The organism is Streptosporangium amethystogenes subsp. fukuiense (genome assembly GCF_042665875.1).
Lineage (GTDB): Bacteria > Actinomycetota > Actinomycetes > Streptosporangiales > Streptosporangiaceae > Streptosporangium > Streptosporangium fukuiense.
This window is the reverse complement of sequence record NZ_JBHTEE010000001.1, coordinates 242712-268683: the sequence shown is the minus strand read 5'-3', so window position 1 is coordinate 268683 and position 25972 is coordinate 242712. Positions and strand designations below refer to the sequence as shown.

Sequence of the window (25972 nt, the reverse complement as noted above, 5' to 3'; positions counted from 1 at the left end):
TCACGGATCCGGCGAGCCTTCGGGCTGTTCGGCCTCAGCCGCGCGCGCTCTCGTCGCTCCGCTCGTTCAGCGGGGTCAGCGTGGCCGAGGCCGCGTCGTGGTCCATCCCGGTCGCCTCAAGCAGATCGACGGCGATGGAGCGCAGCTGCGCGATGATGACGTTCGCGGAGAAGCCCAGGGTTTTCGGCCGCTCCCGCGCGGCGAGGGCGAGCAACGCCTGCCTGGCCAGCATCGGTTCGCGCCCAGCCCCCAGTTCGAGCTGGAGCAGCAGCGCCGCCTCCGAGACCTCGCGCAGCAACTCGGCCAGCGCGGCCGGTGGCGGGCCGGCCTCACCCAGCGCCGCGAGCGTGCGGCGGACCAGCACCCGGGCGTTGCGCAGCGCCAGATCCACCGGTAGGGCGGCGGTCTCGTACCTGGTCAGTCTGGCCCGGTGATGCCAGTGCAGCGGCGAGATCATGATGATCTCCTTGCTGTTCTCCAGCGCCGCCTCGAACTCCTCGACCGCCGTCTGGGTCCTGCGTCCGCCCTCCAGGGCCTCGGCGGCCAGGTCCAGATCGCCCCTCTCGATCGCCTCCGCCGCCTGCTCCAGCATGGTGGAGAAGGCGTCGAGCACGCCGGACAGATGCCTGCCCGCGATGGCGAGCGGGCTGGCGGGCAGCAGAGCGACCGCGGCGATGCCGATGACGCCGCCGGTGAGCGCGTCGGCCATCCGGTCCAGCCCGCCGACATCCTCGCCCGGCACCACCATGGCGACCAGCACCGCGGACGACCCGACCTGCGACACGAACAGCTCACCGCTGTTCAGCAGCCCCGCGACGCTCATCGCCAGCGCGATCACGAGCGCCATCTGCCAGGGGCCCGAGCCGATCCACGACACCAGCAGGTCGCCGATGCCCACGCCCAGACTGACGCCGACCACCAGCTCGACCACCCTGCGCAGCCGCTGACCGAGCCCCACACCCACGCAGATCATCACGGAGATGGGCGCGAAGAGGGGGTGGGTGTGGCCGAGCAGATGAACGGCGACGATCCAGGCCAGCGCGGCGCCCACGGCACACTGCGCGATGGAGGGCACAATCAGGCCAAACGCCCCCAGCCGCTTCCTAACTTGATCACTGAGCCACGTTCGCACTCCTCCACGATGGTGGATCTTTATGACATTAAGATCACATTTGCCCCGAATTCTTCTGATTCGGACCATTCGGCCAAGGTCAGGGGGCCACGGCCTCGCGGAGTGGATCTGACCGAGGGCGGGTGGACGGCCGGTGACAACCTCACCGCCGCCATCGCCTGGGGCCGCGCGGTGGGACCCCAGACCATCCGGATCAGCCACGACGCCCTGGCCCGGGTCACTCCGGACAGAACCGCCCACCTGCGGCGCCCGGCACCACCTTCCCAGTCATGTCGGTGAACAGCTCAAATATCCACCGATTCAGCACCGGGACCGGATATCGGTTCGCCGATATCCGTCAGATCACGCACAGCGAGAATGGGGCCCACTTATCAATGATGGACCGGCAAGCGTATTCATGATGAGATGCGTCGGTGACGTCCTCCGATATTACTTCGACCGCGAAATACGCAATCGAGGCATATCGCAGAGTGGCCGAGCTCGCGCAGACCAACGCGCCCGCATTGAACAGAGCGTCCCAGGTGATGCAGACCAATACCTGGGTGGGTGGCGGAGCATCTCATTTCACCAAGGAACTGTTCTCCCACCGCGTACGGCTTCAGCGGGCGTTCCAGTCGGCGCTGGACGAGATCGCCGAGCTGATCGTGCGCCAGGGCGGAGCCGTTCCTCCGCAGCTACGGGTGATCACTCCTCTTCAGACGAGCATGAGCGCAGGTGCCGGCGGGTTCAAAGGGATAGACACCGCCCAGATGGAACTCCTCATCAGAGAGCTCGACCGGGCCGGTGACCCACTGCTGGAAGCCGGATCTCAGCTGCAGAACGCCTGCTCGACGCTGTGCGTGGCCCCCGGCGCCGGCCCCGCGATCGGCTCCATCGGGGCCTGGGCCGAGACCCAGACCAGAGATCTGCGAAAACGGCTGGAGACCATCACCCGCGTAACGCCGATCGCCGAGAACGGACTTCCCGTGCAGGGGCCGTTCCTCGGCATGAACACGATCGGCGCGGGGGCGGCGGCCTATGGGCTGTTCGGCGCATTCGACACCGCTCCGAACAAGGCCAGGGACCTGCTCTCCCGCGCGAGCGGCGGCGACACCAAAGCCCTGGAGGGGATACTGGAACTCCAGAGGCAGGGTAAGGACGCCGGTCTGGCGCAGCGAGTCAGCGCTTGGTGGAAGACGCTGAGCCCCGCCACCGCGAAGGAGCTGACCGGTTCGGCTCCGGGCCTGGTCGGCTCACTGAACGGGCTGCCCTCGGCCACCCGCGACAGACTCAACCGGACCTTCCTCGACCAGGAGGAGAAGCGGCTGACCACGATGCTGTCCGGTCTCAGGGAGAAAGCCGGGTGGGCCGTGTTCTCCGGAGAGGCGCGCACGGGGTTGGAGGTGGCCGCCGAGCGGGTTTCCCTCATGCTGAAGAGGGTCCAGGAGGTCAGAGCGGCCCTCGCCAAGGGCGGCCAGAACGGTTTCCCCCCGGCGCTGCTGCTCGCCTTCGACGCGGTGAACGCGCACGGCCGCGCGGTGGTGTCGTACGGCGACCCCGACAGGGCCCACAACATCACCACCTATGTGCCGGGGTTCACCACCCAGATCGAGGCCGGCGCCGCCGACTTCGACCGCGCCCTGCTCACCTGGAGCGCGGCAAACAGACTGGCCGATGGGGGGCGGACAGCCTCGATCGCGTGGCTGGGCTACGACGCTCCCCAGATCGACCTCGGCCTGGTCACCCCTGGCCATTCGGTGGCCACGGACGGGGCAGCTGCCAAGGGAGCCCAGGAACTGGCCTCCTTCACCGACGGATTGCATGCCACCCACGACCTCTCCGTTCCCGCTCGTCTGACCATGGTCGGCCACAGCTACGGCTCGCTCACCACCGGCAAGGCCGTCACGCTGCGCCCTCCCGGCACATTCGCCGACGACCTGGTGTTCGTCGGCAGCCCCGGCGTCGGCACATCGCAGGCCGCCGAATTGGGAGCAGGTAGGGATCACGTGTGGGTCGGGGCCAGCGACAATGACCCCGTCGCCAAGCTCGGGCGCTTCGGCGGAGATCCGGACTCCCCCGAATTCGGCGCCACCCGCTTCCGCGCCGGCGAGGGCGGCCACTCCGACTACTGGATGGACCGTTCGGATTCTCTACGTAACATCAGCCGCATCGTCACTGGAAATTCCGACGAAGTTGAGAAAATGTTCGTACCATTTCTTCGATCATCAGATTTATCTCCGTAAGTGGATAGGTCGCAAAAAATCGCGCGAGACACAAATCAGGTGAGCTGCCAAGCAGCCACGTGAACTGCGAGAGGAACTCATGGCACGGCGATTACGTGTACTCGCGGCGCTTACCGCATTGGCGATGATCGGCTGGCTCAGTGGCTGCGCGAAGGAGTCGACCATGAATGATGGTCCGAATATTTCTGAGGCTCAGGCCCTCGCCCGTGTGGAGGAACTCATCCGCGCGGCCCTCACCGGCGTCACGCCGACTCCTGGCCTGGACCTTGACCCCACGAGTCTCGCCGATCATCCATGCATCCCAAATGAAGGGAACATTCTCACCGGGGATATCTATGTCATTAGAGTCTACTATCTGACAGGGATCCCCAAAGAGCGCCTCGTCCAGGAAGTTCGAAAGATTCAAACAAACTGGGAGAAGGCGGGGCATAAAATTACAAACACATACGCGTTCGACCAAGGAAAGCCTCAATTGTCCGGCAGGACCGGTGATGACTTTCGCCTTGCTCTCGATACAGTCGACCGAAACTCCACCTTGCAAATTTTGTTCTCGGTGGGCTCACCGTGCTTCCGTCCGGACAAACCTTCCCCCTCAGCCTCCCCCTGACCCGCCGAACTCATTTCCCCTGCTCGCACGGCTCACCAACCAAACACCACCGAGCCATATCGGCCAAGTCAGGCGTTCAAGGGCGCCCGGATCCACCCGGAACACCTGGACTCCGCTTGACATCCAGCCAACTCGTACGGACACCAGTCGTATAACGCCCGAGCGGCGGGGAGTGATCTCCCCGCGGTTGAAGAGCCCCGCGCACCGCGGCGCCGACCGCCCGACTGACGCCGACACCCGCTATGGAGGAGCCAGTAGTCATGATCCGTCCCATGCCAGGCAGCACTGCCTCCCCCAGGAATGACACCAGAAGCCGACTGGAAGTCCGCATCAGTGCCGAAGACAAGAACCTGATCGAACAGGCCACCCGCGCCGGACGGGAGACCATCACCGGGTTCGTTATGCGCGCCGCTCTCAACGCGGCCGAAGAGGTCATGCGCCGCGAACGAATCACCGTGGTGCCCCCCGACTTCTTCGAGGCGATCATCGACTCACTTGATGCACCCCCGCAGCGGAACGAGGCACTGACCCGTGCCGCCAAGGAGAGCCGAGAGATTCCGAAAAGGAAGTAACGGTGTATGACCCTCAGCCGCTCAACCAGCAGCACCACATGGATTCGTTCGACTGCGGGAAGGAGGAACTGAACTTCTGGTTGAGCACGTCAGCCCTGCAGGCTGAACGGAACCGCACCGCCCGTACTTTCGGGTGGACCTCGGATGGGGAGCACGACGTCGTCGCCTACTACTCCCTTGCCGGCCATCTGCTGCAGAAAGACGAAATCCCTTCCAGGGCAGGCCGGGGCGGCCCGAGCCAGATTCCCGCCGTCATCCTGGCGCGACTGGCACTCCACAAAACATTGCAGGGCGGCGGCCTGGGCGGTCGCCTGATCGTCCACGCTCTCAGTACGGCCCTGGAGTCATCTCGGAGCGTGGCCGCTCGCCTGGTCGTCGTCGACGCCCTCGACGAGGAGGCGGCGCGCTTCTATGAGAGGTACGGATTCATCCGTGTCCCGGGGAACATGCGGCTGGTTCGGAAGATGAGCGATATCGAAGCCGACCTCAGCGGCTGAACGTCTGACCCCTTGGTCAGAGACGAGGTGGTGGCGCCCTGCGGCCGGTACCGGACGGGGAGGGCCGCCCGGTGTGGTGGCGCCGAGTCAGCCCGGGTACCACTCGTGGTCGCCCGACGGGCAGGACGGGTTGCACAGCACGTCGACCCAGATGTCGGTGACCGGCGCGGTGATCTGCTCGACGGTCTCGGCCGAGATCGTGTCGTCGGTGACGTCGGCCCAGATCAGGCGTACCGCGGCGGCCAGCGTGACGATGTGGGTGCCGCACCCCGCACACAGGCGCACCCCGTCGGGCAGGTCCGGAATGGGCAGCGGACCGCTCACCGGGACCTCCATTCCGCGCAGACGAACCAGACGGTCTTGCCGTCCGCCGGCTTGCCCTCCGACGCCGGTACGACGCCCCAGCGATCGGCGTAGGCCGTGACGATCGCCAGCCCGCGACCGTGCTCCTCCTCCGGACCGGCCGGGACCGGGTTCGGCCACCCGGCGCTGTGGTCGGTGACCTCCCCCCGCACGACCCGCCCGTACTGAAACAGGGCGAGGGTGATCGGCGCCTTGCCGTGCAGGATCGCGTTGCTCACCAGCTCGGACACGACCATGGTCACGTTCTCCGCCACGGAGGACATGTCCCAGGCGGTGAGGACCTCATGTGCGAGGCCGCGCGCCTTACCGACCGCTTCGGGATCAGTGGGCAGATCCAAGCACATCTCAAGGTGACTTCATAACCGAGAGATCCCCCCTGCCCGCCACGGCGTGCACCTCAGTCGGCATGCGATAGGACGGCATCTCAGAAATGCTGTAATCCGGTCGCCCGCATCAGCCCAGCCAGAAGGCGGCGAGTGACCACGTTTGGGCATCGCTTGTAGAGCCGTCGTGCGGCAGGAACTCCGTCGGGGCGATGTACCCCTCGCCGGGGTCAAGCCGGATGCGCAGGCACCGCAGCGGGTGCCCTTCCGCGACGTAACGGCGCAGGTCGTCAGTGTGTGGGTAGTACTCGTCCTGGTCGCAGCCCAGGGCGCGGCAGATTTTCTTGATATCCAGGTCACCGACCAGGAGATAGCGGGTGCCGGGTCCAAGGTTGAGGCAGAGGCGTCGGCGGCCGTCCTGCCTGGTCGAGTAGGGCTGTTGGTCGAAGTTGTCGACGTGCAGCCCGATCCGGTGACCGGTCGTGGAGTCCTCGGTGCTGGTGAGCTGTCCGGGCCGACTGGCCGCGCAGGCGAGGCGCCTACGCGGCCAGCGGCCTGCCAGCGGGTCGAGAGCAGTCGCGGCGTCCAGTCGCCCCGGCAGATCGTCGGAGGTGAAGGCCGGCAAATCCTGGCTGACCAGTTCGACCATCATGCTGGGCAACGTGTCGGCCGCAGGCCGGAGCCGTTCGGCTTCCTTCTCGCTGAGTGCCGTCCAGTTTCCGTGGGGAACGACGGCCGCGCCGTCGTCATAGCCAGGAATATCACCCGCCTGCCTGACATCCCCGATGTCGATGCGTTTCCGGATGTCGTCGAACCGGTCGAACAACAGCCGTACGCTCATATCTCCGCCTCTCGCGCAGCCGTTGCCAGGTCCTAACCGATGGTGATCTCCATCTCGGCTGCGAACGCCTCAGCGAGGCCCTGGAGTTGTGGCCGGTCGATGATGATGTGCTTGAGCGCGCTCACTCCGCGAATGCCGGACAAGTCGTTGCCGCGAAGGTCAAGGTTGCGATATCTACCGTCGTTGAACTCGGCCAGTGTGAGATCGCAGTCGTCGATGGCCACGCCGCCGCTCAGATCGGTTGCGGAAAAACTCGCCTCCCGCAGGGAGCAGGCCGAGAAGATGACCGGCCCGGTGGCACGTACGCGGGTGAAGACAGCGAGGTCGAGCTTGCACCCCTCGAAGACCACATCATCGAGGGTGATCCCCTCCCACACGGCGCCGAGCATCTTGCAGTTGGTGAACGTGACTCGGGAGAGCTTGCTGTCATCCCAGTGGAGGTCGGACAGGTCGCAGTCGGAGAACTCCACCGAGTGCAGGCGCAGCTCGTCCAGGCGGGCGCGCTGGGTGGTGAGGCCGATGACGCGCCCGTCCATGAGCTGGGTCCCCGACAGGGGCAGCTCGCGCAGACGGGCATCGGCATATCGGAAGTCCCGCAGTTTGCCGTGTTCGCCCTCCAGCGAATCGACCTCGTCCAAGTCCGCGTCGTTCAAGTCCGGCAGCGTGACGCTCGTCTCGCGCACGGTACGTGTATCCATCGTCTACCTTCCAGGGGAGAAGAGGGGCCCGTCGTAGGCATGGGATCGCTGCGCCCACGACGGTCGTCCGCTACTTCTTCTTGCTCCAGTTGTCCCAGCTCGGCTTGTTGTCGAATCCCCCCTTCTGGTTGTCCCAGCTTGGCTTGTTGTCGAACTTGGCGGCCCAAACCGGATCGAGGTTCTCAGGAGGGCTGCCACTGATCAGCTTGTCGATCACTTTCGCATCCGTGGCGGCCAGGTATTCCAGCATGGTCATGCCGCATTCTCCTTTTTGGTCGCGGTGTACAGAGCGGTGATGAGGGCTTGACGGGTAAGTCGGCAGTAGTCGGTCTCCGTCGTGGCGAAGCTGCCGTTCTCGAAGTAGCGGTTGCACGCCTGGGCGCCTCGACAGAAGTCCCAGAATTCGCATTCGGCCTCGCAGCGTTGCAGACCGACCATGAACTCACGGACGTAGCGCAGCCGGTGTGCCTTATCCAGCATGCCGACGATGCTCTGGGAGCGGACGTTCCCGGCAAGGAAGTCACCGTAGGTGTCGTCGCTGATGCCGGCAAGCTCGGGCGAGAGCAACACCACGTCTCCGTCCACTGACACCGTCGGAATCGGATCGAGACCGTATCGGCACCACTCGTCGCCTCGCCCGCTGCGGGAGAGATGCAGGTAACCGGCGAGTCGGTCGAGTTCCCGCAGCGCTGGTCCATCATCGTGGGTCTTGCGCCAGTCCAGGACCCGATGCCAGAAGCGTTCGGCCTGATCCTGGGTGATCCCGCACCGCTGGTCGTTGACGCCTTCCATCTCCTCCACGTTCAGGCCGATGCTGTGCGGACCCAGGTCCGCGAGGAAGTCCAGGAGAGATTCGGGCTGCTCGATACCTTCAGCCCCCACGACGGCGATCAGAGAGAAGCGAATGCCGTAGTTCGCGAGGCGGCGGATACCGCAGACGATCCGGTCGAAGGCTGGACGGCCTCGAAGATCAACCCGTCGAGTGTTCAGAGCTGCCGGGCCGTCGATGCTGACGCCGACACGGACCTGGTAACAGGCGAGCAGGTCGCACCACTCGTCGTCGATGAGGGTGGCGTTGGTCTGCACGCTGTGTTGTATCCGGCCCGCGTGGCGCAGTTCCTCGAACGGCGCGAGTAGAGCGGCGAACCTGCGTCGCCCCAAGGCCAAGGGCTCCCCGCCATGCCACACAATGTCCAGCTCGTCACCAGAGCCGGTCAGATCCGCAGCCGAGGCGGCAACGGCTTGGGCCACCTCAGGTGACATCTCATTGCTGAGTCGCCGGAATGGCAGGTAGCAGTACACGCAATCGAGGTTGCACAGCGTGGTCGGTTGGAGTACCAGGGTTTTGGCCCGGCCGAACCACCGATTGAAATTCACCTCGTCTTCCATCTCGCGGCGCTCCTTCCTCGGGGGTGTGGTGCTCGCGGGCATCAGGAGGTGACGGCTCGCCCTTCGGCGCGTTGTGCCCTTCGACTACTCCCGCCCTTCGCCCTCCCTGCCGAAGAAGGGATGACGTGAGCGTTCACCTACAGCCAGGACGGCTGTGGCCCTCGATAGGGCATTGGACCATCCTGGGGAGGGATTCCCCTACCGGGGAGCTTGCGGCTCGGCGCGAGTTGGAGGTCGTGGACCATCATGACCCGGGGAATGCGGCCCGCGGCGGTGCCGACGTACGGAGCAGAGCAGTTGTGGTGCGACCTCGTCCGCATGCGCGATGACGTAGGACATCCCGAGACGTGTCGCCACCCCATCGGCTCACGCCAGGAATCCGCGCTGACCTCTTCATCTGCCTGCATCAAGTGCGCTCCCAGCGCCCTCACTTCGGTAACTGTCATACGCCCAGATAACCAATAAGAAAGAGGTGCTGGGGAGTGGCACGGGGGGTGACAAGTTCAGCTGACGGGAATCACATAAACACGGGCGAACCAGTGGCCAATTTGGGCGCTGTGCAAATGTCCAGTAACTCCCCTATCGCCCTCGACACCCATGACCACATGAACATGCGGCTTGCCATCGACGATCTCGCCGGTACCGGTCATTTCGCCAGTCATGTCGTATTCAGTGATATTGTCCGCCGTTGGGTCTTTTGCGGGCATTGTGGAGACAACGAATGAATCCGCGGCCCCGATCAAGGAGACGATGGCACCGTTCAGAATGCCCAGCTCCTTCGCCTGCCGGCTGATCTCGGAGACGAGTTCGCCTTCCTGGATCTCAATCACGTGCATGGGTCTTCTCCCTGGATTGCAAGGCCGATCGTGCGGATAGTCTCACGCACCGGCTCGGTTCTCAGTGCACGAAGCAGCGCAGCTCTTGCGGCTTCGTCGCTCTTCCTCTGGAGCATGACGGCAGCACACCATCTCGCCCCCGCATCACGGGGGTTGGACAGTTCGCCGATGAGCGCCTCCGTCCGGGTGCCCACACGGGCGGCAACAGCGGATAGGTAAAGCCGCCGGACCTCTACGTCCCGCAGCATGGCGGCTGCGGCCATGTCACTCAGCTCCAAGTCCCGGGACTTGGCGATGATCCCCGCCGCGTTGACACGGAGAACAGGGGTCGCCCCGTCGTGCATCCACTTCACGAGGCGGTAGATGGTCGGCCGGTCTCGGACGGCGAGGCCGGACAGGTGCAGGTCGGTCCGGTAAGTGGTCTGGACGGCACCCAAGAGCTCTGCATCGCCTCCACTGACGGAGGCGAAGATCTCGGTGATATCCGCTTTGTCCTGCGCGGGAGCAAGCGGGGCGATTCCCAGGGCTACGGCGTCGACCAAGAACGTACGGCGCTTCACTAATTCCGCCTCCAGCGACGACAGTGGTACTTGCAGCACCGTCGCGAGGTGCCGTCGCCAGAATGGGCCAGGGGTTACCTTCTCGTTTTCCCATTTGGATACGGTTTCACGGGTAATGGTCTTTCTGCCCGATACAGTGGCGAGGTGGTGCGCCAGGTCGGTTTGCGACAGGTGCAACCCCAACCGTAGCTCCTGGATCAGCGGCCCGACCGACATGCGGGCATCGTAAACCGTGAGAGTTCAAACACGGCGAGAAATCACCTCGATGTTTTCCTAGTTAAGCGCCCCTCCACTGGCCCCTACCTCAGGCCCCACCCACCGGGCGCGAAGCCCGGTGAGCAGGGCATGACCGGCTCGGCGCCCAAAACCGGCGCGGTGACATCGCGGTCAGCCCGAGCGTGGCTCGTGGTCGCCCGCTGAGCAGGACGGGTTGCACAGCACGTCGACCCAGATGTCGGTGACCGGCGCGGTGATCTGCTCGACGGTCTCGGCCGAGATCGTGTCGTCGGTGACGTCGGCCCAGATCAGGCGTACCGCGGCGGCCAGCGTGACGATGTGGGTGCCGCACCCCGCACACAGGCGCACCCCGTCGGGCAGGTCCGGAATGGGCAGCGGACCGCTCACCGGGACCTCCATTCCGCGCAGACGAACCAGACGGTCTTGCCGTCCGCCGGCTTGCCCTCCGACGCCGGTACGACGCCCCAGCGATCGGCGCAGGCCGTGACGATCGCCAGCCCGCGACCGTGCTCCCCCTCCGGACCGGCCGGGACCGGGTTCGGCCACCCGGCGCTGTGGTCGGTGACCTCCCCCCGCACGACCCGCCCGTACTGAAACAGGGCGAGGGTGATCGGCGCCTTGCCGTGCAGGATCGCGTTGCTCACCAGCTCGGACACGACCATGGTCACGTTCTCCGCCACGGAGGACATGTCCCAGGCGGTGAGGACCTCATGTGCGAGGCCGCGCGCCTTACCGACCGCTTCGGGATCAGCGGGCAGATCCCAGCATGCCTCCCGCGTTTTGTTGTCAGCCCTTATGGGATGTGGAGGGACAGCGTTAGGGTTCTTCATAGATCAGGGGACTCCGATTTCTTGATCCAGTCCTCGGGCCGGTGGTTGCGTCACCAGGCCCGAGGACGCCGGGGATTGTCTTCCCTCGCTGTGATCGAAACGAGCGCATTGCGATAAGCGGTACAGCAAGCACTCCTGGTCACGCGCCAAATAGAGCCGTGAGCGCTTCTACCGTCAGCCTGAATTGTGATCAGGTATGCAGCGGGGTCTCCGCACTTCCTTGATCTCCATGAACAACGTGCCGCGCATACACATGGTCGACACGCTTCTCTACGAGCCATGCATGATCATTCATGAGCGACCGCCATCACACAGCGCTACGAGTGCTATCTTCATCGTGACCGATCACGTAGATATTTTCAAGGCGATAGTTTCGATGCGGGATTATGTCCCATTTGCAATATAAAGGGAGAAATGATGGCGAGTCCTACTGTCCGCCGACGCCGCCTCTCCGCCGAACTCATTCGTCTACGCGAGCAAGCCGGACTCAGCGTCGAAGAAGCAGGGCGCCGACTGGAGTGGTCACGTGGTCGTCTCAACAAGATGGAGGCCAACAAGTGGACCAGACCTGATCTAGGAAACATCCGGGCGCTTCTGGATCTCTACTCAGTGACGGATCGAGCACAACGTGAGGCCATCCTGACGCTGGCCCGCCAGTCGAGAGAAAAGGGCTGGTGGGCCAACTATCAAGACATCTGGCGTGGTTCCCTGGCAGGGTTCGAAGCAGAAGCGTCCCTGATCAACACGTATGAGGATCTTCGCGTGCCGGGACTGCTCCAGACCGAGGACTACGCCACAGCAATGTTCAAAGGTGGCCAAGTGATGGAAAGTCCGCAAATTAGTCGCCGTGTGGAGGCACGGCTGGCAAGACAAACCATCCTGCGTGACGAAACACGTCCTACCCTGTGGGCAGTGATCGACGAAGCCGCGCTGACCAAAACCATAGGCGGCCCATCGGTGATGCGGCAACAATTGCGGCACATCATCGAAATAAGCGCCAAACCAAATATCTACGTGCAGATCCTTCCCGACTCTGCCGGAGCTCACGCTGCAATGGACGGTGCATTCACAATCTTAAATTTCCGAGACCAGGGTGATCCGAGCATCGTCTACATCGAAACCGCAACAAGTGACCTTTACCTGGAGTCTCCTGAAGAGATTGAGCGTTATAAGCTCATCTTCGACCTCATACGGTCATCTGCGCTCAGTCCAGAATCATCTGTGGCGCGTCTGACCGACTTGATCGATCGACTGAACTGAGAGGCGATCATGAACACTCCCCAGCCCTACCCCCTGACATGGCGAAAGAGCTCACTTTCCGGCTCGGGTGACAACTGTGTCGAGGTCGCGGCGCTCCCCGGTGGGGGCCAGGCCGTACGGGACTCCAAAGACCCCTGCGGCCCCGTCCTGAAGTTCACCTCGGACGAATGGTCCGCGTTCGTCAGCGGTGTCAGGAACGGCGACTTCGCCTGACAGGCCCGCTGTACCGGCATGGCCACGATCAACCTGATCGACCGGTTGTGAGGCACCGATGGATCTGTCCGGCGCCGAATGGCTCAAGAGCACCCTCAGTCAGGGTGACAACAACAACTGCGTGGAAGTCGCCCGCAACCTTCCCGGCATCGTCGCGGTACGTGACTCGAAAGCCCCTGACAAGCCGGGCCTGATCTTCACCCCCTCGGAGTGGTCCGCCTTCGCCAGCGGGGTCAGGAACGGCGAGTTCGGCTGACGAGCACGGCTATACGGGCATGACCGTGACCAGCCGCCGGGCCAGGTTGCTCACCTCGGTGAGCAACCTGGCCGGTGGCTGGTTCAGTTCGAGGGCGTGCCGGACGCGGTGGACCGCGTGTGGAGCGTTGCCCTTGGCGTAGATGAGGTTTCCTCTGCGGTCCGGACGCCGATGGTGTGTCGTCAGGTCAGTCGGCGCCCAGTGCCTTCCTCACCCGAAGGGCGGCCCGCCGACGGGCTCGGAGGTGGTGTCAGGAGATGACCGGGCTGCGGCGCTCGATCAGCACGACGTCGCGCCAGACGCCGTGGTGGCGGCCGATCCGCTCGCGGGTGCCGATCATCCGGAACCCGGCGCGTGCGTGCAGGGCGAGGCTCGCGGTGTTCTCGGGGAAGACGCCGGATTGGATCGTCCAGATTCCGGCGGCCTCGGTGGAGGCGATCAACGCCGCGAGCAGCGCGGAGCCGACACCGCGGCCTCGGGCGGCGGGGTGGACGTAGACCGAGTGCTCCACCACCCCGGCGTAGGCGCACCGGTCGGAGACCGCGGCCGCCGCGACCCAGCCCAGCACCCGGTCACCGTCCCGGTCACCGCCGGCGTCGACGGCGACGTGACTGTGCGCGGGCAGCTTGGCCGCCTCGAAGTGTTCCCAGGTCGGGACGGTGGTTTCGAAGGTCGCCTGGCCCTCGTCGATGCCGAGCCGGTAGATGGCCAGCACCTGGGCGCCATGCCTCGCGGTCATGGCCGTGACGCGCGGCCCCGCGGTGGTGGTCATGTCCGGCCTGCGGCGGGGACCAGTTCGGCCAGCAGCGCGCGGACGTGGGCGTCGATCTCGTCGCGGATGAGGCGTACCTGCTCGATGCCCTGGCCGGCCGGGTCGGCCAGCTGCCAGTCCAGGTAGCGTTTGCCGGGGAAGATCGGGCAGGCGTCGCCGCAGCCCATGGTGATGACCACATCGGCGGCCTGGACGGCCTCGCTGGTGAGCGGTTTGGGGAACGCGCGGGTCAGGTCCAGGCCGAGTTCGTCCATGACCGTGATGACGGCCGGGTTGATGGAGTCGGCGGGGGCGGATCCGGCCGAGCGGACGGTGACACCTCCGGCGGCGTGCTGCTCCAGCAGGGCGGCGGCCATCTGGGAGCGTCCGGCGTTGTGCACGCAGACGAACAAAACCTCGGGGACTGTGGACATGAAGGCTCCTTAAACGCGGGTGAGGCGGTGACGCAGGGCCAGGGAGAGGTAGACCAGCGCGAGCAGGACGGGCACCTCGATCAGCGGGCCGACCACCCCGGCCAGGGCCTGACCGGAGGTGACGCCGAAGGTGGCGATCGCGACCGCGATGGCGAGCTCGAAGTTGTTGCCCGCCGCGGTGAACGCCAGCGTCGCGGTGCGCGCGTATCCCAGACCGACCAGGTGGCCCAGGGCGAAGGCGCCGACCCACATGAGCGCGAAGTAGACCAGCAGCGGCAGCGTGATCCGCGCGACGTCGAACGGCTTGGAGGTGATCGCGTCGCCTTGCAGGGCGAACAGGATCACGATGGTGAACAGCAGCCCCCACAGCGCCACCGGGCCGATCTTCGGCAGGAAACGGGTCTCATACCAGGTGCGGCCCTTGGTCTTCTCCCCCAGGCGGCGGGTGAGGTACCCGGCTGCCAGCGGGATTCCGAGGAAGATGAGCACGGAGCGGGCGATGTCCCAGGTGGACACGTCCAGCGCGGCGGCGGGCAGGCCGAGCCAGCCAGGCAACGCGACCAGGTAGAACCAGCCGAGCCCGGCGAAGGCGATCACTTGGAAGGCGCTGTTGAGCGCGACCAGCACGGCGGCGGCCTCCCGGTCCCCGCACGCCAGGTCGTTCCAGATGACGACCATGGCGATGCACCGGGCCAGCCCGACGATGATCAGGCCGGTGCGGTAGGCGGGCAGGTCGGGCAGGAAGAGCCAGGCCAGGGCGAACATCAGCGCGGGGCCGGCCACCCAGTTCAGCACCAGCGAGGTGGCCAGCAGCCGCCGGTCACCGGTCACCGTCCCCAGCCGGTCGTAGCGGACCTTGGCCAGCACCGGATACATCATCACCAGCAGGCCCAGCGCGATCGGCAGCGAGATGCCGTCGACCTGCACGACCTCCAGAGCGGCACCCAGACCGGGGATCGTTCGGCCCGCCACCAGCCCGGCGGCCATCGCGGCGGCGATCCAGACCGGCAGCAACCGGTCCAGCGTCGACAACCGCCCCGGCGGCACCGCTTCGGCCCCTGCCGGGGTGGACGGTGCCTGCGCGGCGCCGCTCACGCCATCGCCGGCATGCGCGGCCCCAGGATCGCCGACAGTCGCGCTAGCACGCCCGGGTTGACCCAGTAGTAGACCCAGGTGCCGCGCCGTTCGCAGTCGATCAGCCCGGCTTGGCGTAGCACCTTCAGGTGGTGGCTGATGGTCGGCCCGGTCAGCTCGAAGGCGCCGGTCAGGTCGCACACGCACGCCTCGCCGCCCTCGTGGCAGGCGATCAGCGACAGCAGGCGCAGCCGCACCGGGTCGGCGATCGCCTTGAACAACGGCGCCAGTTCCTCGGCCTCGACCGCGTTCAGCGGCTCGCACGCCAGCGGCGCACAGCACACCTGCCCGGTCTCGCCGGTCCCGGCCAGGTCCACGATCGGCAGCGCTTGTTTCGACATAGCTCTAAGTTGACAGATCTCTAAGCAGCATTGCAAGCTGACGACACCCACTGAATAGATATCCATCGAAACAGCGGTGCGGGTGGTGACCGCCACCACCCGCCGGAACCTCGTGGAGGACCACCATGTCCCGTGTCCAGCTCGCCCTGCGCGTCGCCGATCTGGAGGGCTCGATCGCCTTCTACTCCAAGCTGTTCGGCGTGGAGCCCGCCAAGCGCCGCCCCGGTTACGCCAACTTCGCCATCGCCGAGCCGCCGCTGAAGCTGGTGCTCCTGGAGGGTGAGGAAGGTCACGACACCCGCCTGGACCATCTGGGCGTCGAGGTCACCGACACCGCCCAGGTGGAGGCGGCCACCCAGCGACTGAAGGACGCCGGGCTCGCCACCTTCGAAGAGAACGACACCTCCTGCTGCTACGCCCTGCAGGACAAGGTGTGGGTGACCGGCCCCGGCGCCGAGCCGTGGGAGGTGTACGTGGTCAAGGCCGACGCCGACGTCCTCGGCAAGTCCGCGGCCGCCGATCAGGACCCCGCGGCCCCGTACGCCTGCGGGCCGGCCGCGGAGCAGGCCCCGGATCAGCCGGCCGGCGCCGCAGCGAGCACCGGCTGCTGCTGAGATGAGGCCGGTCTCCATGTCCGACCATAATGGAGACCGGCCTCATCTACGGTCAGACAGTCATGAGTGGATTGGCGAATGATCATCGAGGAGATCAAGCATTACCGAAAGCTGCTCGATATCCATTTCGATCTACGCAGCTATACCTGTGTCTCCTGGAGCAGGATTCCGGATGTCGCGGAGGTTGCCTCATGTTTTGGAAATTCAGCGGAGCCGGTGGGTAGGTGGACCCTCTCCGAGGCCTCCGAGTACAGGGATCGGCATGACCCGTCATCCGCCGAGGAACAGGATCCGATCGTTCTCCTTGGCACTCGATCTGGATGGACGATCACAGTCGAGCCCAGCGGCCAGGAAACCACCGCCACGGAGGTCATACGCCGACTTTCCGCCCATGGGGAGGCATTCTGTGTTTTCGGCGGCGGCAGTCCTGAGTGGCAGTACTCCCGAGACGGCGGCAATCCCCTTCGAGTCAAACACATCAGTGACGATGAGCCAGAAATTCGCACACTGGAAGCTTTGATGGGAGATCTGCCGTGCCGGGCGGACTCCGCTGGCGAAAATTGGCTGGAGGCCGCCTACGCGCTGGCTGAGCGGGTCACGGGAATGCGACTCGGTGATGAGTGGCTCACAGAACCTCATGAGGGCTACATCATTCGGAGGGCTCCTCGTAAAGTATTGCCGGAGAACCTGCGCGATCACCCCGTCGCGACGGATCCGGAAATCGCGGAGATCGTTGCCGATCCGCATGGGCACTGCAGGAAGACCGCGGAGTTGTGTGCGCGGATCGCAGTGGAAATCGCGGGTCTCGGAAGTGACGTGATCCACAGCGTGTTGGCGGCGACTTTAGACTCCAGGCTCATTACTGCAGAGTTGAGGAAGCAGGTGCAAGAACTCGCCCTCCAGAGTGGGCGGCACGATCTTCCAGGCACACCCTCGGATCAAACCGCAGTATTGCATGCCCTGCTGGGCGCGCTCGACCCGAACGAAAGGCAAGCCGCCGAACTCGCGTCTCACTGGGCCTCGCGAGTCGGAGGCGGCAGTCCCGACCAGCGAGCACGCCTGGCGATACTGAAAGCATGCGCGGAATATGTATGACCACGAAGGATCGTCAAGATCATAAACCGCATCAAAGTGCGCGGAACCAAGAAATGAACGAGGTTTATTCCAGGCGGATAATCAGTAGTACAGCTACAGCTGGTGCAAGTATTAATGGGAGCCTCATGACAAGCCGCGAAAAACTCGACCAGTGGTCGTATTTCGAAGAGCGAGGTCTGGCGGACAGGTTCGAGTGCGCGTGGGTCGAGGCACCCGACTACCGCGCGGCGGTCACCGCGCTGCGAGCGGAGAAGGAGACACTCGCCTGCGACCTGAACCAGGCGCGTCGGTGGTATCTCCCCTACTCGGAAGAGAACGTCGTGTGGGTGTCCGAGCAGAGCCTCAACTGGATCAAGATGTTCACCGTGTCCGGATCATTCCCATGGCGTGCCCTTGAATCGCTCCCGCAGCTGAACGGCCGGGCCTACCATCTGACCTACGACGACGGCGAATTCAGCGAGCCGGTCTATGTCAACGGGGGCGAGTGGGAGGACATCCCCGCGGATCACTGGGACCGCCCTCGGCAGGAGGGAGCAGGTCTCGTCGGTTCCTCCGACATCGCCCAGGAGATGAACTTCTACCTCGCCGCGCTGGCATACACGACCGGCAGATTCATCGACGACACCTGGTTCACCACACCGGGACTGCTCTGCCGCATCCCGAACGGAGCATGGCCCCGTGAATGACCAATGGGAGCTCCTGCGCGGTACGGGAATGGCCCGCGGATTCACCGGCACCTGGATCGAATCAGGCGACACCGACGCGGTGGCCGCCCTGCTTGGCGCGGATCTCACCTCCCGCCAGGACTGCGACCTCGCCACCGCCATGACCCACTACCGGCCGATGGCCTTCACCGAACGCGCCTGGCTCGGCCCCCACGCCGACGGCTGGACCCACGCCCTCACCATCAGCGGCCCACCCCCGGTGACCACCGGCCTGACGGACGCGGGCCTGCGCTTCCTCCAGATCCGCACCATGAACGCCTATGTCTACGACCTCCTCTACGGCGACGGCACCACGACCGCCTGGGCGACCCAACGCTGGTACGGAGAGGTCATCACCGAACCCGGCTCCATGCTCGAGCCCTACCTCCGAGAAGTCGGCTGCCCCGAGTCCCCCGAAGTCGTGCGCTCCGGATCCTGGATCGTCGAACCCGAACACCACGGACGAGTCTGCCTGGAGACCTACCTCTTCCTCACCGGCCGCATGAGCGGCCGGTTCATCGACCACCAATGGCTGAGCGGGAAGAGAGCCCTCTACACCATCCCCCTGCCACCGGCGATGTAGCCGAACACGTTGCCCTCAGCGACGACTGTGGTCTGAGGTCTCCCCCTGTAATCCGGGCTCTGCCTGTGGGTCATCAGGTCATTCGAGGCCCAGCGCCTTCTTCACCCGGAGGGCGACTTCGTCGACGCTCCCCATCGCCTTCCACTCGCCTTCCAGGTCTTCCTGTCCACCCACGAGCTTCGAGCCGTTGTCGAAGACCATCCCCTGGGGGTCCGGGACCGCCAGAACGGCACCACTCGGCAGGCCGTTCTCAGCCCCTTCGATCCGCAAGGCCGTTCGCCGATCCGAGAAGAGGAACAGCATCACTTTCACACCGGCGGGTATGGCCTTTCAGAAATCGTCAAGAGACCTGCTGGGCTTTCCGTTTTGATATAAGCCCCCTGGTCCAGGTCGACATATACGCGACCGTCACTGACAATCCCGTTGTCCTTTATGGTGGAGTCGACGCGAACGTGCATGACCACACGCTTATCCGGATAGGGGTCACCTTCGATGTCGTATATATCTCGCCCCTGTTCGAACCCCTCGACACTTCCGATGACGATGGCTTTATGGTCCCTGGATTCAACCACGGCCCCGGCGTTGATTCGCTATGTCTGCCTTCCCGTTAGTTGATCAGATGTTGTAAACGGCGAAGGCGTCCTGATGGTCGAGGAGGTCTCGGCGTGCGTGGGCGATGTTGGCCCGATCTGCCAGACGGGCGGTGCTGATCGCCAGGTTTCTGAAGCTGGCCAGGGCTCTGGGCGCGGTCCCCGTCCTGACCTGGGAGTGATCCTCCCGGAATGTTACGTCGCGGACCCAGTGGAGACGGTTTTCCACGCCCCAGTGCGCGCGTTCGTAGTGGTTGAGATGAGCAGGCCCGGCCAGGTCGGCGGGCAGGCTGGTGATGCCGTACACGATTTCCTTGCTGGTCCAGACGCCGTCCAGGTCGCCGATGTCGCGGCGGAGCCGGAAGGCTTGCCGGACGCCGGGGAACAGGGACTCATCGGCGGGGGTGGTGCGGATGGTGCGGCGTTCGGTGCGGTCATGCCCGTGATCGTCGTCGATGGCGGTGGTGTCGGTCCAGTCGGCGTCCGGGCCGATCAGCAGGGCTTGGGCGGCAGCGCGGGCCAGTGGCTGGTTGCCCTTCAGGATGAGGATGTAGTGGGCGCCCAGCTGCTGGGTGATCAGGCGGGCGGTGGCCTTGGTGGTGTGCAGCGCGTCCAGGGTCAGCACCATCCCGGCCACCTCCAGCCGCGGCAGCAGGGCTCGGGCGGCCGGCCCCTCACCCCGCTTGTCAGCGACCTGGCACTGGCCCAGGATCACGCCGTGCTCGTGGCTGATCGCCCCGACGAGGAAGACTCGGCCGTCATCGGCCGTCCGGGCGCCGCGCAGCGCTTTGCCGTCGAGGGCGGCGCCGGGCAGCAGCCCGTCCGGGGCGGGATGCGTGCGCTGCCGCTGAGCTGCGCGTCGCTGCTCCCGCTCAGGCGGTCCGGGGGTGTGGGGTATCTGCGGCATGGGTGCCTGCCGGCGGACCACGTCAGCCACATAGCCGCTGATCGCCGCGTCCAGCGCGTCGGTGTCCAGGTCGGGCAGGACGCGGCGGAAGGTCTTTTCGCTGGGGACGACGAACCGGCCGGTGAACGGATCGAGGTAAGCGCCCAGCCGCTCCAGCACGGCTTGCGAAGTGCGGGCGGCCCACTGCCAGATCGCCGCGATGCTGTCGCTGCCGACCACGAGCGTCGCGCATGCGGTCAACGTCAAGATGACCACCAGCGGATGCCGCAGTCCGCAGGCCGAGCGGCGATCGGGCACGGTCGCCAACCGGCGCATCAACGCCGATTCCACCATGATCGGATCGGCCGCCAGCTCGGCTTCCCACAATGCCAGGTCGGCGAGCTGGTCAAGAGCAGGGACGAGACGAGAGCTGGTCAGGGAAGATGGGGACACGAGCGCGACTCCTGCGACGATCTTCGGATTCGAGACCTGAAAGATCAGCAGAAGTCGCGCTCTTTCGTACTCCACCTGGCCAAACACTCAACGTCGCCATACCGCATCAGAACTCGGGAACGCCGGGGCCCTGGGGTGGCGGTGGGCTCGGCATCGTCTTCGGAGCGGGCCGGGAACTGCGTCCCTGGCGGCGGATGCCGATCGTCCAGGACGTGTACGACCGTCTGCTCACCCTTATGGCAGCGGCGTAGGGAGCGAAGTTGACCAGTTCGGGCACCGACCAGGCCAAACAAGCGGTCCGCGAGCGAGTATGGGCGTTGCTGGAGCGCGAGCGGGTCGCGCCGCCCGGTGTCTACGGCCGCATCCCCACCTTCTTCGGAGCCGAGGCCACCGCCGACCGCCTGGCCGAACTGCCCATGTGGCAGGCCGCCCAGGTCATCAAGTCCGTACCGGATAAGGCACAGCTCCCGATCCGAGTACGGGCGCTTGTCGAGGGCCGGTTGGTCTACATGGCCGTGCCCAAGCTGGCCGAGGAACTGCCGTTCTACCTGCTCGATCCGGCGACGCTGACCGTACCCCCGACCGAAGCCGCGTCGAGCAAGGTGGCCGCGACCGTGGCACGCAAGATCGGCGTGGACAATATGCGGCCGGTCGATCTGATCGTGTGCGGCAGTGTCGCGGTCAACCGGCATGGCGTCCGGCTGGGTAAGGGCGCCGGCTACTCCGACATCGAGGTAGCCCTGCTACAGGAGGCGGGGTTGATCGGGCCGGAGACGACCATCGTGACGACGGTGCACTCTCTGCAGGTGGTTGACGACGAACTACCGGAAACCAAGCATGACTTCAGCGTCGATCTGATCGTGACGCCGAATGAGGTCATCGAGTGCGGACCACAGCGCCGACCGCAAGGACTCTACTGGGACAGCTTGAGCCAAGAAAAGATCGACGCTATTCCAATTCTAGTGGCGATGAAAAGCTGCCTATAGATCTGCGGTGGACCAAACAGTGCTTCCCCTCGGCGAATACTCATGTACGTATACCGAACGCGCAGCCGAAACAGCCTGCCATGTATGTCACCGGAACTCAGGGTGCTCGCCGGGCCTCAAACTCCTTCGTCTTCCGTTCGGTCGGCGGCTGCGGTGTGTGCCACGGGATGGCAGGGGCCGTGGCCCGAGGGCGGGGTGAGGGTGGAGGTGTAATTCTCGCCGTCGACGAGGGGGTGATGAGGCTCACGCCTGTTGCGGCCATGCGGTCGTACTCAGCGAGGATGAGGTCCTTAGTGCGGTATGTGCCGTACTTGGCCTCATCCTTGCGCTTGATGATCGGGAGGGTGTCGAGGATGTAAGCGGCGTCGTCAGGGGAGATGCCGTAAAGGTGAAAGAAGAGGGCGTCCAGTTCAGCGCGGATGACGGTGCGGCGACCTTCGTCCCATCGAAAAGGCGCACTGGTGTCGCACCTCGGCCTTTCATGGACGCGTCCGCGGCGCCTTCAGAAATGCTGTAGTCCGGTCACCGCGTGCCTCCGACGTGGGCGCCGTCGTTGGCGAGCGATGCCAACCGCCACGGCGTGCCGAGCTCGTAGCCACTGGAAAAAGCCGGATTCTTAACACATCCCCAGCAAACCGGCTGTGCCTACCAGGAGTCATAAGAAGAGCACACATTCCCTCCCTTCGGAGCCTCCCCTTGCTCAAGAACTTGCTCGTGTCGGCGGCCCTGGTCGGCAGCGCCCTGATCGCACCAGCCGCCGTAGCCCTGCCCGCGTCGGCGGCGACCCTCCACGCCCAGGCCCCTGCCGTTTCCGCAGGTGTTCACACCGCCTGTCAGTATCGGCAGGACGGAAAGGTCTGGCGGTGCATCACCCCGGGCGCCTTCTGTCCGAAGGCCGCACGCGGAAAGTACGGGTACGCCAAGGTCACCAACCGCAAGTACCGGTGCCTGTACAAGAGCAGCGACCCGTACTGGCGTTGGCGGCGCGCCTGATCCTTGAACGCCGGAGAGCGCCGATCCCCTGCAGGGGATCGGCGCTCTCCGGCGTTCAAGGCCGTCAGACAGGTGACCGGACTACAGCAGTCCGGACGCCGATGGTGTGTCATCAGGGAGAGCATGTCCGCACGGGCCGCGGAACGACGAGGCCGCCGGTGGCCCGCAGGAGCCCCGGGGGGGCTCACCCGGGGACGCGGGCCCCTCCGCGCACGCGTCGTGTGAGGTCGGCGGCGGCCTCCGGCCACCGGGGGTGGTCGAAGGTGAAACCCGCTTCGAGCAGGCGGCCGGGGACGACCCGGCGGCTTTTCAGCAGAAGTTCGGTGTCCGAGCGCAGCGCGAACGCGCCGAGCCCGGCCATCCACCTCGTCGCGGGCAGGCCGATCCGAATCCCCCATGCCGCGCGCAGCACGCGCATGAACGCACGCTGCGGCAGAGGATCGGGGGCGGCGAGGTTCACCGGCCCGGCCAGGTCTTCCCGGTCGGCCAGGAACTCGACGGCGCGGACGAAGTCGCGGTCGTGGATCCAGGACATGTACTGCGCGCCGCCCGCGATCGGGCCGCCGAGGCCGAGCCGCGCCATCCGCAGCAGGACGTCGAAGACGCCGCCGCGATCGGGACTCATCACCATGGCGGTACGCAGGGCGACCTTGCGCGTGTGCGGGGTTTCGGCCCGTTCCTGCTCCCGTTCCCACGCTTTCGCGATCTCGACGCTGTAGGCCCAGTAGTCCGGGACACCGGGTTCGGTGCCGCCGGGCACGCCGGTCGCCTCGTCGTTGGGCGCGTCGAAGCGGTGGGCGTAGACGGTGGCGGTGCTCATCTGCAACCAGACCCGGGGAGGCCGCGCGGCGGCCGCGATCGCCTCGCCCACGACCCGGGTGGAGTGCACGCGCGAGTCCATCATGGCCCTCAGGTTGGCGGCGGTGTAGCGGCAGTTGACGCTGCGCCCGGCCAGGTTGACCACGATGTCGCTGCCGTCGATCTCCTCCGCCCAGGGCCCCAGGGTCTCCCCGTCCCAGCGGATGTCACGCTGCCGCACCGGCTGCCTGGTCAGCACCACGACGTCATGCCCCGCGGCGGTCATCGCGCGATCCAGGATCGCGCCCACCTGACCGCTTCCTCCGGGTATCACTATTTTCATCGGACTCCCCAGAACGTGTGAGGCGAGCCTAGCGCGGCACGCTGAACGCGTTCAAAAGAGGTCGGCCTTACCCACCGATCCGCGCGCACGCGGCTCTGCGGGCGGCGTATCGGCGCCGCCGGCCGTGCCTGTCCGCCGCCGCCGATACGCCGAAGGCTCTTACCGGGCCTGGGCCTTCATCGCGTCCCGCACCGCGTCCAGGAGGTTGGCGGCCCTGTGGTCCGGCACCCCCTCCTGAAGGTGGTTCATGACGTAGCCGAACGCCAGGCCGGTCGCCGGGTCGGCGAAGCCGAGTGATCCGCCGAGACCGGGGAAACCGAAGGCGGTCGGGCTGTACCAGAACGCGTCGGGTGTCGGCAGACCGAAACCGGTGCCGATCCGGACGGGTACCCGCAGGATGCGGTCGATGCCACCGACCTGTTCCGCGGTCGCCGCGGCCAAGGTGTCGGGTGCGAGGATGCGGTGCCCGTCGACCTCGCCGATGAGCGCGGCGTAGAAGCGGGCCAGGGCGCGGGCCGTGCAGATGCCGTTGGTCGAGGGCATCTCGGCGGACTGCTCGTCGGGGTCGTTGTGGTCCAGTGGCGGCGTGACGACGGTCATCGACCGCACGGTCAGCGACGTCGGATCGGCATAGGCCGCCATCACCTCGCGCGCGGGTCCGGGAAGGGCGTCCAGGTCGATCCCGGCCAGCGCCTCGACGTCGGGCACCGCGGCGATGATCCGGCTGACCCGATGCCGCTCGGCTTCCGGCAGCCCGATCCACAGGTCCAGGCCGAGCGGTGCGGCGATCTCTTCGGTGAGGAACGTGCCGAGGCTGCGGCCGCTCACCCGGCGGACGACCTCCCCGACCAGCCAGCCGTAGGTGAGCCCGTGATAGCCGTGCTCGGTGCCCGGCTCCCAGGAGGGGCGCTGGGCGGCCAGTGCGGTCACCATCGGGGCCCAGGCGATCGCCTCCGCCGGGGTGACCGGGTGGTCGATCACGGGCAGTCCGGCCTGGTGGGTGAGCAGCCAGCGGACCGGGATACGGTCCTTCCCGTTCGCCGCGAACTCCGGCCAGTAGTCGGCGACGGGTGCGTCGAGGTCCAGTTCACCACGCTGGGCCAGCAGGTGCGCGCAGGCGGCGGTGACCCCCTTGGTGGTGGAGTACACGACCTGCAGGGTGTCGTGCTCCCAGCGGCGGCCGGTCTCGGGGTCGGCGATTCCGCCCCACAGGTCGACGACCTTCCGGCCGTGCAGGTAGACGCCGACCGCGGCGCCCACTTCCTGGCCGCCGGCCAGATTGGCCGCGAACGCCTCACGTACTCCTTCGAATCCCGGTGCGGTGTTCCCGCCGATTTCGGGCATGCGTCATCAACTTCCGTGTGGAGGGGTGTTGCCGGGAAGTGCTACCCGCGCCATTTCTCGATGAGCCAGGCGCAGATCTCCGGCTCGGTCATCTCGGGAAACTCCTCGGTGAACGCGACGAGGGCGCGCATCGCCTCGTCTCGGTCCAGACCGCGCACCGCCGCCGCCCTGAGGTACTCCTGACGTGCGGCGGAAGGACGGCCTCCGCCCGCACCGCGACCCGGCAGGCCGTCGCGCCACCGCACTATCTCTTCCAGCCGATCAGCCCGCCAGCCGGGAGCCCCGTCGACCTCGACGTCGGGTTCGGGAAACGGGTGACGCGAATCGCCCGGATAGCGGGAGCGCCACTTGTGCACCGCGTGCCGGCTCACCCCCAGCGCCTCGCCGATACCGAGGACACCGAGGTAGGACTCGGTCATGGCGCACCAACTTGTCTGTCCGGCCTCCTTCGCGGATCTCATTACTACCACGCCCGAAATGAAGTCCTCGCGTCGACAGAACGCAAAGAACATCGTCTCGATTAGAGACGATGTTAACGTGGACATTGAACCTCGTCTACACCGCAGACAAGGTTATTGATGAAGAGCCGGGCACTCCACATCTCGTGCTCCTGCGGTAGCCACTTTTTTGTGGGTACTTGTCGGCAGGACCGGGGCGGCCTGAAGCTTGGTCGTGGGCGGTCGAAGGCCGTCAGACCCAGACGAGACGGGCAGGTTGGCGGTGTATCAGGAGACCGGTTGGGACTCGGTCAGCTTCTCCAGGCGCCGGTGGCCCCAGTCGGAAAGCGGCGCCAACACTTCGGAGAGTTCGCGGCCGAACGGGGTCAGGGAGTACACGGTCTTCAGCGGCTGCACATCGTGCACCTCCCGGTGGACCAGTCCGTCGGCCTCCATCTCCCGCAGCGTCTGAGTCAGCACCTTCTCGGTGAGACCCGGCAACCGCCGGCGTAACTCGCTGGGGCGGTGCGGATCGGACTCCAGCAGCCAGAGCAACATCGTCTTCCACTTGCCGTCGATCACGGCGATCGCGGCGGTCACTCCGCAGACGTTCGGGTCCTGGGCACGGCTGCGCGTCATCTTCATCACCA

At 65.7% G+C, this 25972-nt stretch carries 35 protein-coding genes; 14 read left to right on the top strand and 21 right to left on the bottom strand.

Annotated features, from left to right (window positions below; all coding sequences use genetic code 11):
- Window positions 1-34: 34 nt before the first annotated feature.
- Window positions 35-1075, bottom strand: coding sequence for an FUSC family protein (locus tag ACFQVD_RS01210; RefSeq protein WP_343974637.1), 1041 nt, complete (start codon window positions 1073-1075; stop codon window positions 35-37).
- Window positions 1076-1234: 159 nt separating this feature from the next.
- On the opposite strand from ACFQVD_RS01210, the gene ACFQVD_RS01205 reads away from it, so the two are divergent.
- From ACFQVD_RS01205 to ACFQVD_RS01185, 5 genes are all read left to right on the top strand, one after another.
- On the top strand, window positions 1235-1411 hold the full coding sequence (locus tag ACFQVD_RS01205) for a hypothetical protein (protein WP_343974640.1): 177 nt from the start codon (window positions 1235-1237) through the stop codon (window positions 1409-1411).
- A gap of 245 nt (window positions 1412-1656) precedes the next feature.
- Window positions 1657-3354 carry an alpha/beta hydrolase gene (locus tag ACFQVD_RS01200; protein ID WP_343974649.1) on the top strand — a complete coding sequence of 566 codons (1698 nt, stop codon included), beginning with the start codon at window positions 1657-1659 and terminating at the stop codon, window positions 3352-3354.
- A 124-nt stretch (window positions 3355-3478) separates the two neighbouring features.
- Window positions 3479-3961, top strand: a complete 483-nt coding sequence (locus tag ACFQVD_RS01195) for a hypothetical protein (RefSeq protein ID WP_343974642.1) — start codon at window positions 3479-3481, stop codon at window positions 3959-3961.
- A 260-nt stretch (window positions 3962-4221) separates the two neighbouring features.
- The gene (locus ACFQVD_RS01190; RefSeq protein ID WP_343974644.1) at window positions 4222-4533 is read left to right on the top strand and encodes a type II toxin-antitoxin system TacA family antitoxin; all 312 of its coding nucleotides are present in this window, start codon (window positions 4222-4224) and stop codon (window positions 4531-4533) included.
- A gap of 2 nt (window positions 4534-4535) precedes the next feature.
- A complete protein-coding gene (locus ACFQVD_RS01185; protein ID WP_343974646.1) occupies window positions 4536-5030 on the top strand; it encodes a GNAT family N-acetyltransferase in 495 nt (164 codons plus the stop codon).
- Window positions 5031-5117: 87 nt separating this feature from the next.
- Here ACFQVD_RS01185 and ACFQVD_RS01180 read toward each other — a convergent pair whose 3' ends face one another.
- The 10 genes from ACFQVD_RS01180 to ACFQVD_RS01135 all read right to left on the bottom strand — a co-directional run bounded on the left by ACFQVD_RS01180 (window position 5118) and on the right by ACFQVD_RS01135 (window position 11107).
- A complete protein-coding gene (locus tag ACFQVD_RS01180) occupies window positions 5118-5354 on the bottom strand; it encodes a hypothetical protein (RefSeq protein ID WP_364158725.1) in 237 nt (78 codons plus the stop codon).
- The gene (locus ACFQVD_RS01175; RefSeq protein WP_364158728.1) at window positions 5351-5731 is read right to left on the bottom strand and encodes an ATP-binding protein; all 381 of its coding nucleotides are present in this window, start codon (window positions 5729-5731) and stop codon (window positions 5351-5353) included. Before ACFQVD_RS01175 ends, ACFQVD_RS01180 begins: the two co-directional genes overlap by 4 nt.
- A 115-nt stretch (window positions 5732-5846) precedes the next feature.
- Window positions 5847-6557 (bottom strand): hypothetical protein, encoded by a 711-nt coding sequence (locus ACFQVD_RS01170; RefSeq protein ID WP_343982870.1) that lies wholly within the window; start codon window positions 6555-6557, stop codon window positions 5847-5849.
- Between the two features lie 32 nt (window positions 6558-6589).
- Entirely contained in the window at window positions 6590-7255 is a 666-nt protein-coding gene (locus ACFQVD_RS01165) for a pentapeptide repeat-containing protein (protein ID WP_343982873.1), read from the bottom strand.
- A gap of 70 nt (window positions 7256-7325) precedes the next feature.
- Window positions 7326-7511, bottom strand: coding sequence for a multiple cyclophane-containing RiPP AmcA (gene amcA, locus ACFQVD_RS01160; RefSeq protein WP_343982875.1), 186 nt, complete (start codon window positions 7509-7511; stop codon window positions 7326-7328).
- The gene (gene amcB, locus ACFQVD_RS01155) at window positions 7508-8644 is read right to left on the bottom strand and encodes a cyclophane-forming radical SAM peptide maturase AmcB (RefSeq protein WP_343982877.1); all 1137 of its coding nucleotides are present in this window, start codon (window positions 8642-8644) and stop codon (window positions 7508-7510) included. The genes amcA and amcB overlap by 4 nt, the downstream gene beginning before the upstream one ends.
- Window positions 8645-9147: 503 nt before the next feature.
- Window positions 9148-9480, bottom strand: a complete 333-nt coding sequence (locus tag ACFQVD_RS01150; RefSeq protein ID WP_343982879.1) for a PCC domain-containing protein — start codon at window positions 9478-9480, stop codon at window positions 9148-9150.
- On the bottom strand, window positions 9471-10256 hold the full coding sequence (locus tag ACFQVD_RS01145; RefSeq protein ID WP_343982881.1) for a helix-turn-helix domain-containing protein: 786 nt from the start codon (window positions 10254-10256) through the stop codon (window positions 9471-9473). Before ACFQVD_RS01145 ends, ACFQVD_RS01150 begins: the two co-directional genes overlap by 10 nt.
- A 171-nt stretch (window positions 10257-10427) precedes the next feature.
- On the bottom strand, window positions 10428-10664 hold the full coding sequence (locus ACFQVD_RS01140; RefSeq protein WP_364158738.1) for a hypothetical protein: 237 nt from the start codon (window positions 10662-10664) through the stop codon (window positions 10428-10430).
- Window positions 10661-11107 (bottom strand): ATP-binding protein, encoded by a 447-nt coding sequence (locus tag ACFQVD_RS01135; RefSeq protein ID WP_386274157.1) that lies wholly within the window; start codon window positions 11105-11107, stop codon window positions 10661-10663. Before ACFQVD_RS01135 ends, ACFQVD_RS01140 begins: the two co-directional genes overlap by 4 nt.
- 414 nt (window positions 11108-11521) lie before the next feature.
- On the opposite strand from ACFQVD_RS01135, the gene ACFQVD_RS01130 reads away from it, so the two are divergent.
- The 3 genes from ACFQVD_RS01130 to ACFQVD_RS01120 are packed head-to-tail and all read left to right on the top strand — an operon-like array spanning window position 11522 to window position 12836.
- Window positions 11522-12367 carry a helix-turn-helix domain-containing protein gene (locus ACFQVD_RS01130; RefSeq protein ID WP_343969538.1) on the top strand — a complete coding sequence of 282 codons (846 nt, stop codon included), beginning with the start codon at window positions 11522-11524 and terminating at the stop codon, window positions 12365-12367.
- Window positions 12368-12376: 9 nt separating this feature from the next.
- On the top strand, window positions 12377-12580 hold the full coding sequence (locus tag ACFQVD_RS01125) for a DUF397 domain-containing protein (RefSeq protein ID WP_343969535.1): 204 nt from the start codon (window positions 12377-12379) through the stop codon (window positions 12578-12580).
- Between the two features lie 58 nt (window positions 12581-12638).
- Window positions 12639-12836: a DUF397 domain-containing protein gene (locus tag ACFQVD_RS01120; RefSeq protein WP_343969532.1), complete on the top strand. Its 198-nt coding sequence runs from the start codon at window positions 12639-12641 to the stop codon at window positions 12834-12836.
- Between the two features lie 250 nt (window positions 12837-13086).
- Here the strand turns inward: ACFQVD_RS01120 and ACFQVD_RS01115 are convergent, their stop codons facing one another.
- The 4 genes from ACFQVD_RS01115 to ACFQVD_RS01100 are packed head-to-tail and all read right to left on the bottom strand — an operon-like array spanning window position 13087 to window position 15496.
- Window positions 13087-13575 carry a GNAT family N-acetyltransferase gene (locus tag ACFQVD_RS01115; RefSeq protein ID WP_343969530.1) on the bottom strand — a complete coding sequence of 163 codons (489 nt, stop codon included), beginning with the start codon at window positions 13573-13575 and terminating at the stop codon, window positions 13087-13089.
- 29 nt (window positions 13576-13604) lie between these two features.
- Window positions 13605-14021, bottom strand: a complete 417-nt coding sequence (locus ACFQVD_RS01110; RefSeq protein WP_343969527.1) for an arsenate reductase ArsC — start codon at window positions 14019-14021, stop codon at window positions 13605-13607.
- A 9-nt stretch (window positions 14022-14030) separates the two neighbouring features.
- A complete protein-coding gene (gene arsB, locus ACFQVD_RS01105) occupies window positions 14031-15116 on the bottom strand; it encodes an ACR3 family arsenite efflux transporter (RefSeq protein ID WP_343969524.1) in 1086 nt (361 codons plus the stop codon).
- Window positions 15113-15496 (bottom strand): metalloregulator ArsR/SmtB family transcription factor, encoded by a 384-nt coding sequence (locus ACFQVD_RS01100; protein ID WP_343969521.1) that lies wholly within the window; start codon window positions 15494-15496, stop codon window positions 15113-15115. The genes arsB and ACFQVD_RS01100 overlap by 4 nt, the downstream gene beginning before the upstream one ends.
- Before the next feature lie 125 nt (window positions 15497-15621).
- Here ACFQVD_RS01100 and ACFQVD_RS01095 point away from each other — a divergent pair, with 125 nt between their 5' ends.
- From ACFQVD_RS01095 to ACFQVD_RS01080, 4 genes are all read left to right on the top strand, one after another.
- Window positions 15622-16110 carry an ArsI/CadI family heavy metal resistance metalloenzyme gene (locus ACFQVD_RS01095; protein ID WP_343969518.1) on the top strand — a complete coding sequence of 163 codons (489 nt, stop codon included), beginning with the start codon at window positions 15622-15624 and terminating at the stop codon, window positions 16108-16110.
- A gap of 78 nt (window positions 16111-16188) precedes the next feature.
- The gene (locus tag ACFQVD_RS01090; RefSeq protein ID WP_343969515.1) at window positions 16189-17205 is read left to right on the top strand and encodes a DUF6461 domain-containing protein; all 1017 of its coding nucleotides are present in this window, start codon (window positions 16189-16191) and stop codon (window positions 17203-17205) included.
- Between the two features lie 125 nt (window positions 17206-17330).
- A complete protein-coding gene (locus tag ACFQVD_RS01085; protein WP_343969512.1) occupies window positions 17331-17891 on the top strand; it encodes a hypothetical protein in 561 nt (186 codons plus the stop codon).
- On the top strand, window positions 17884-18492 hold the full coding sequence (locus ACFQVD_RS01080; protein ID WP_343969509.1) for a hypothetical protein: 609 nt from the start codon (window positions 17884-17886) through the stop codon (window positions 18490-18492). The genes ACFQVD_RS01085 and ACFQVD_RS01080 overlap by 8 nt, the downstream gene beginning before the upstream one ends.
- Before the next feature lie 78 nt (window positions 18493-18570).
- Here ACFQVD_RS01080 and ACFQVD_RS01075 read toward each other — a convergent pair whose 3' ends face one another.
- Entirely contained in the window at window positions 18571-18804 is a 234-nt protein-coding gene (locus ACFQVD_RS01075) for a hypothetical protein (protein ID WP_343969506.1), read from the bottom strand.
- Between the two features lie 303 nt (window positions 18805-19107).
- A complete protein-coding gene (locus tag ACFQVD_RS01070; RefSeq protein WP_343969503.1) occupies window positions 19108-20508 on the bottom strand; it encodes an ISAs1 family transposase in 1401 nt (466 codons plus the stop codon).
- 173 nt (window positions 20509-20681) lie between these two features.
- Between ACFQVD_RS01070 and ACFQVD_RS01065 the strand changes: the two genes are divergently transcribed.
- Window positions 20682-21407: a 5-formyltetrahydrofolate cyclo-ligase gene (locus ACFQVD_RS01065; protein WP_343969500.1), complete on the top strand. Its 726-nt coding sequence runs from the start codon at window positions 20682-20684 to the stop codon at window positions 21405-21407.
- A gap of 696 nt (window positions 21408-22103) precedes the next feature.
- Window positions 22104-22400, top strand: a complete 297-nt coding sequence (locus tag ACFQVD_RS01060; protein WP_343969497.1) for a hypothetical protein — start codon at window positions 22104-22106, stop codon at window positions 22398-22400.
- Window positions 22401-22584: 184 nt separating this feature from the next.
- On the opposite strand, the gene ACFQVD_RS01055 is transcribed toward ACFQVD_RS01060, so the two are convergent.
- From ACFQVD_RS01055 to ACFQVD_RS01040, 4 genes are all read right to left on the bottom strand, one after another.
- The gene (locus ACFQVD_RS01055) at window positions 22585-23541 is read right to left on the bottom strand and encodes a TIGR01777 family oxidoreductase (protein ID WP_343969494.1); all 957 of its coding nucleotides are present in this window, start codon (window positions 23539-23541) and stop codon (window positions 22585-22587) included.
- Between the two features lie 159 nt (window positions 23542-23700).
- Complete coding sequence (locus ACFQVD_RS01050; protein WP_343969491.1) at window positions 23701-24885, bottom strand: serine hydrolase domain-containing protein; 1185 nt, start codon at window positions 24883-24885, stop codon at window positions 23701-23703.
- 41 nt (window positions 24886-24926) lie between these two features.
- Complete coding sequence (locus ACFQVD_RS01045) at window positions 24927-25304, bottom strand: hypothetical protein (RefSeq protein ID WP_343969489.1); 378 nt, start codon at window positions 25302-25304, stop codon at window positions 24927-24929.
- 306 nt (window positions 25305-25610) lie between these two features.
- On the bottom strand, window positions 25611-25961 hold the full coding sequence (locus tag ACFQVD_RS01040; RefSeq protein ID WP_343969486.1) for a winged helix-turn-helix transcriptional regulator: 351 nt from the start codon (window positions 25959-25961) through the stop codon (window positions 25611-25613).
- Window positions 25962-25972 lie beyond the last annotated feature (11 nt).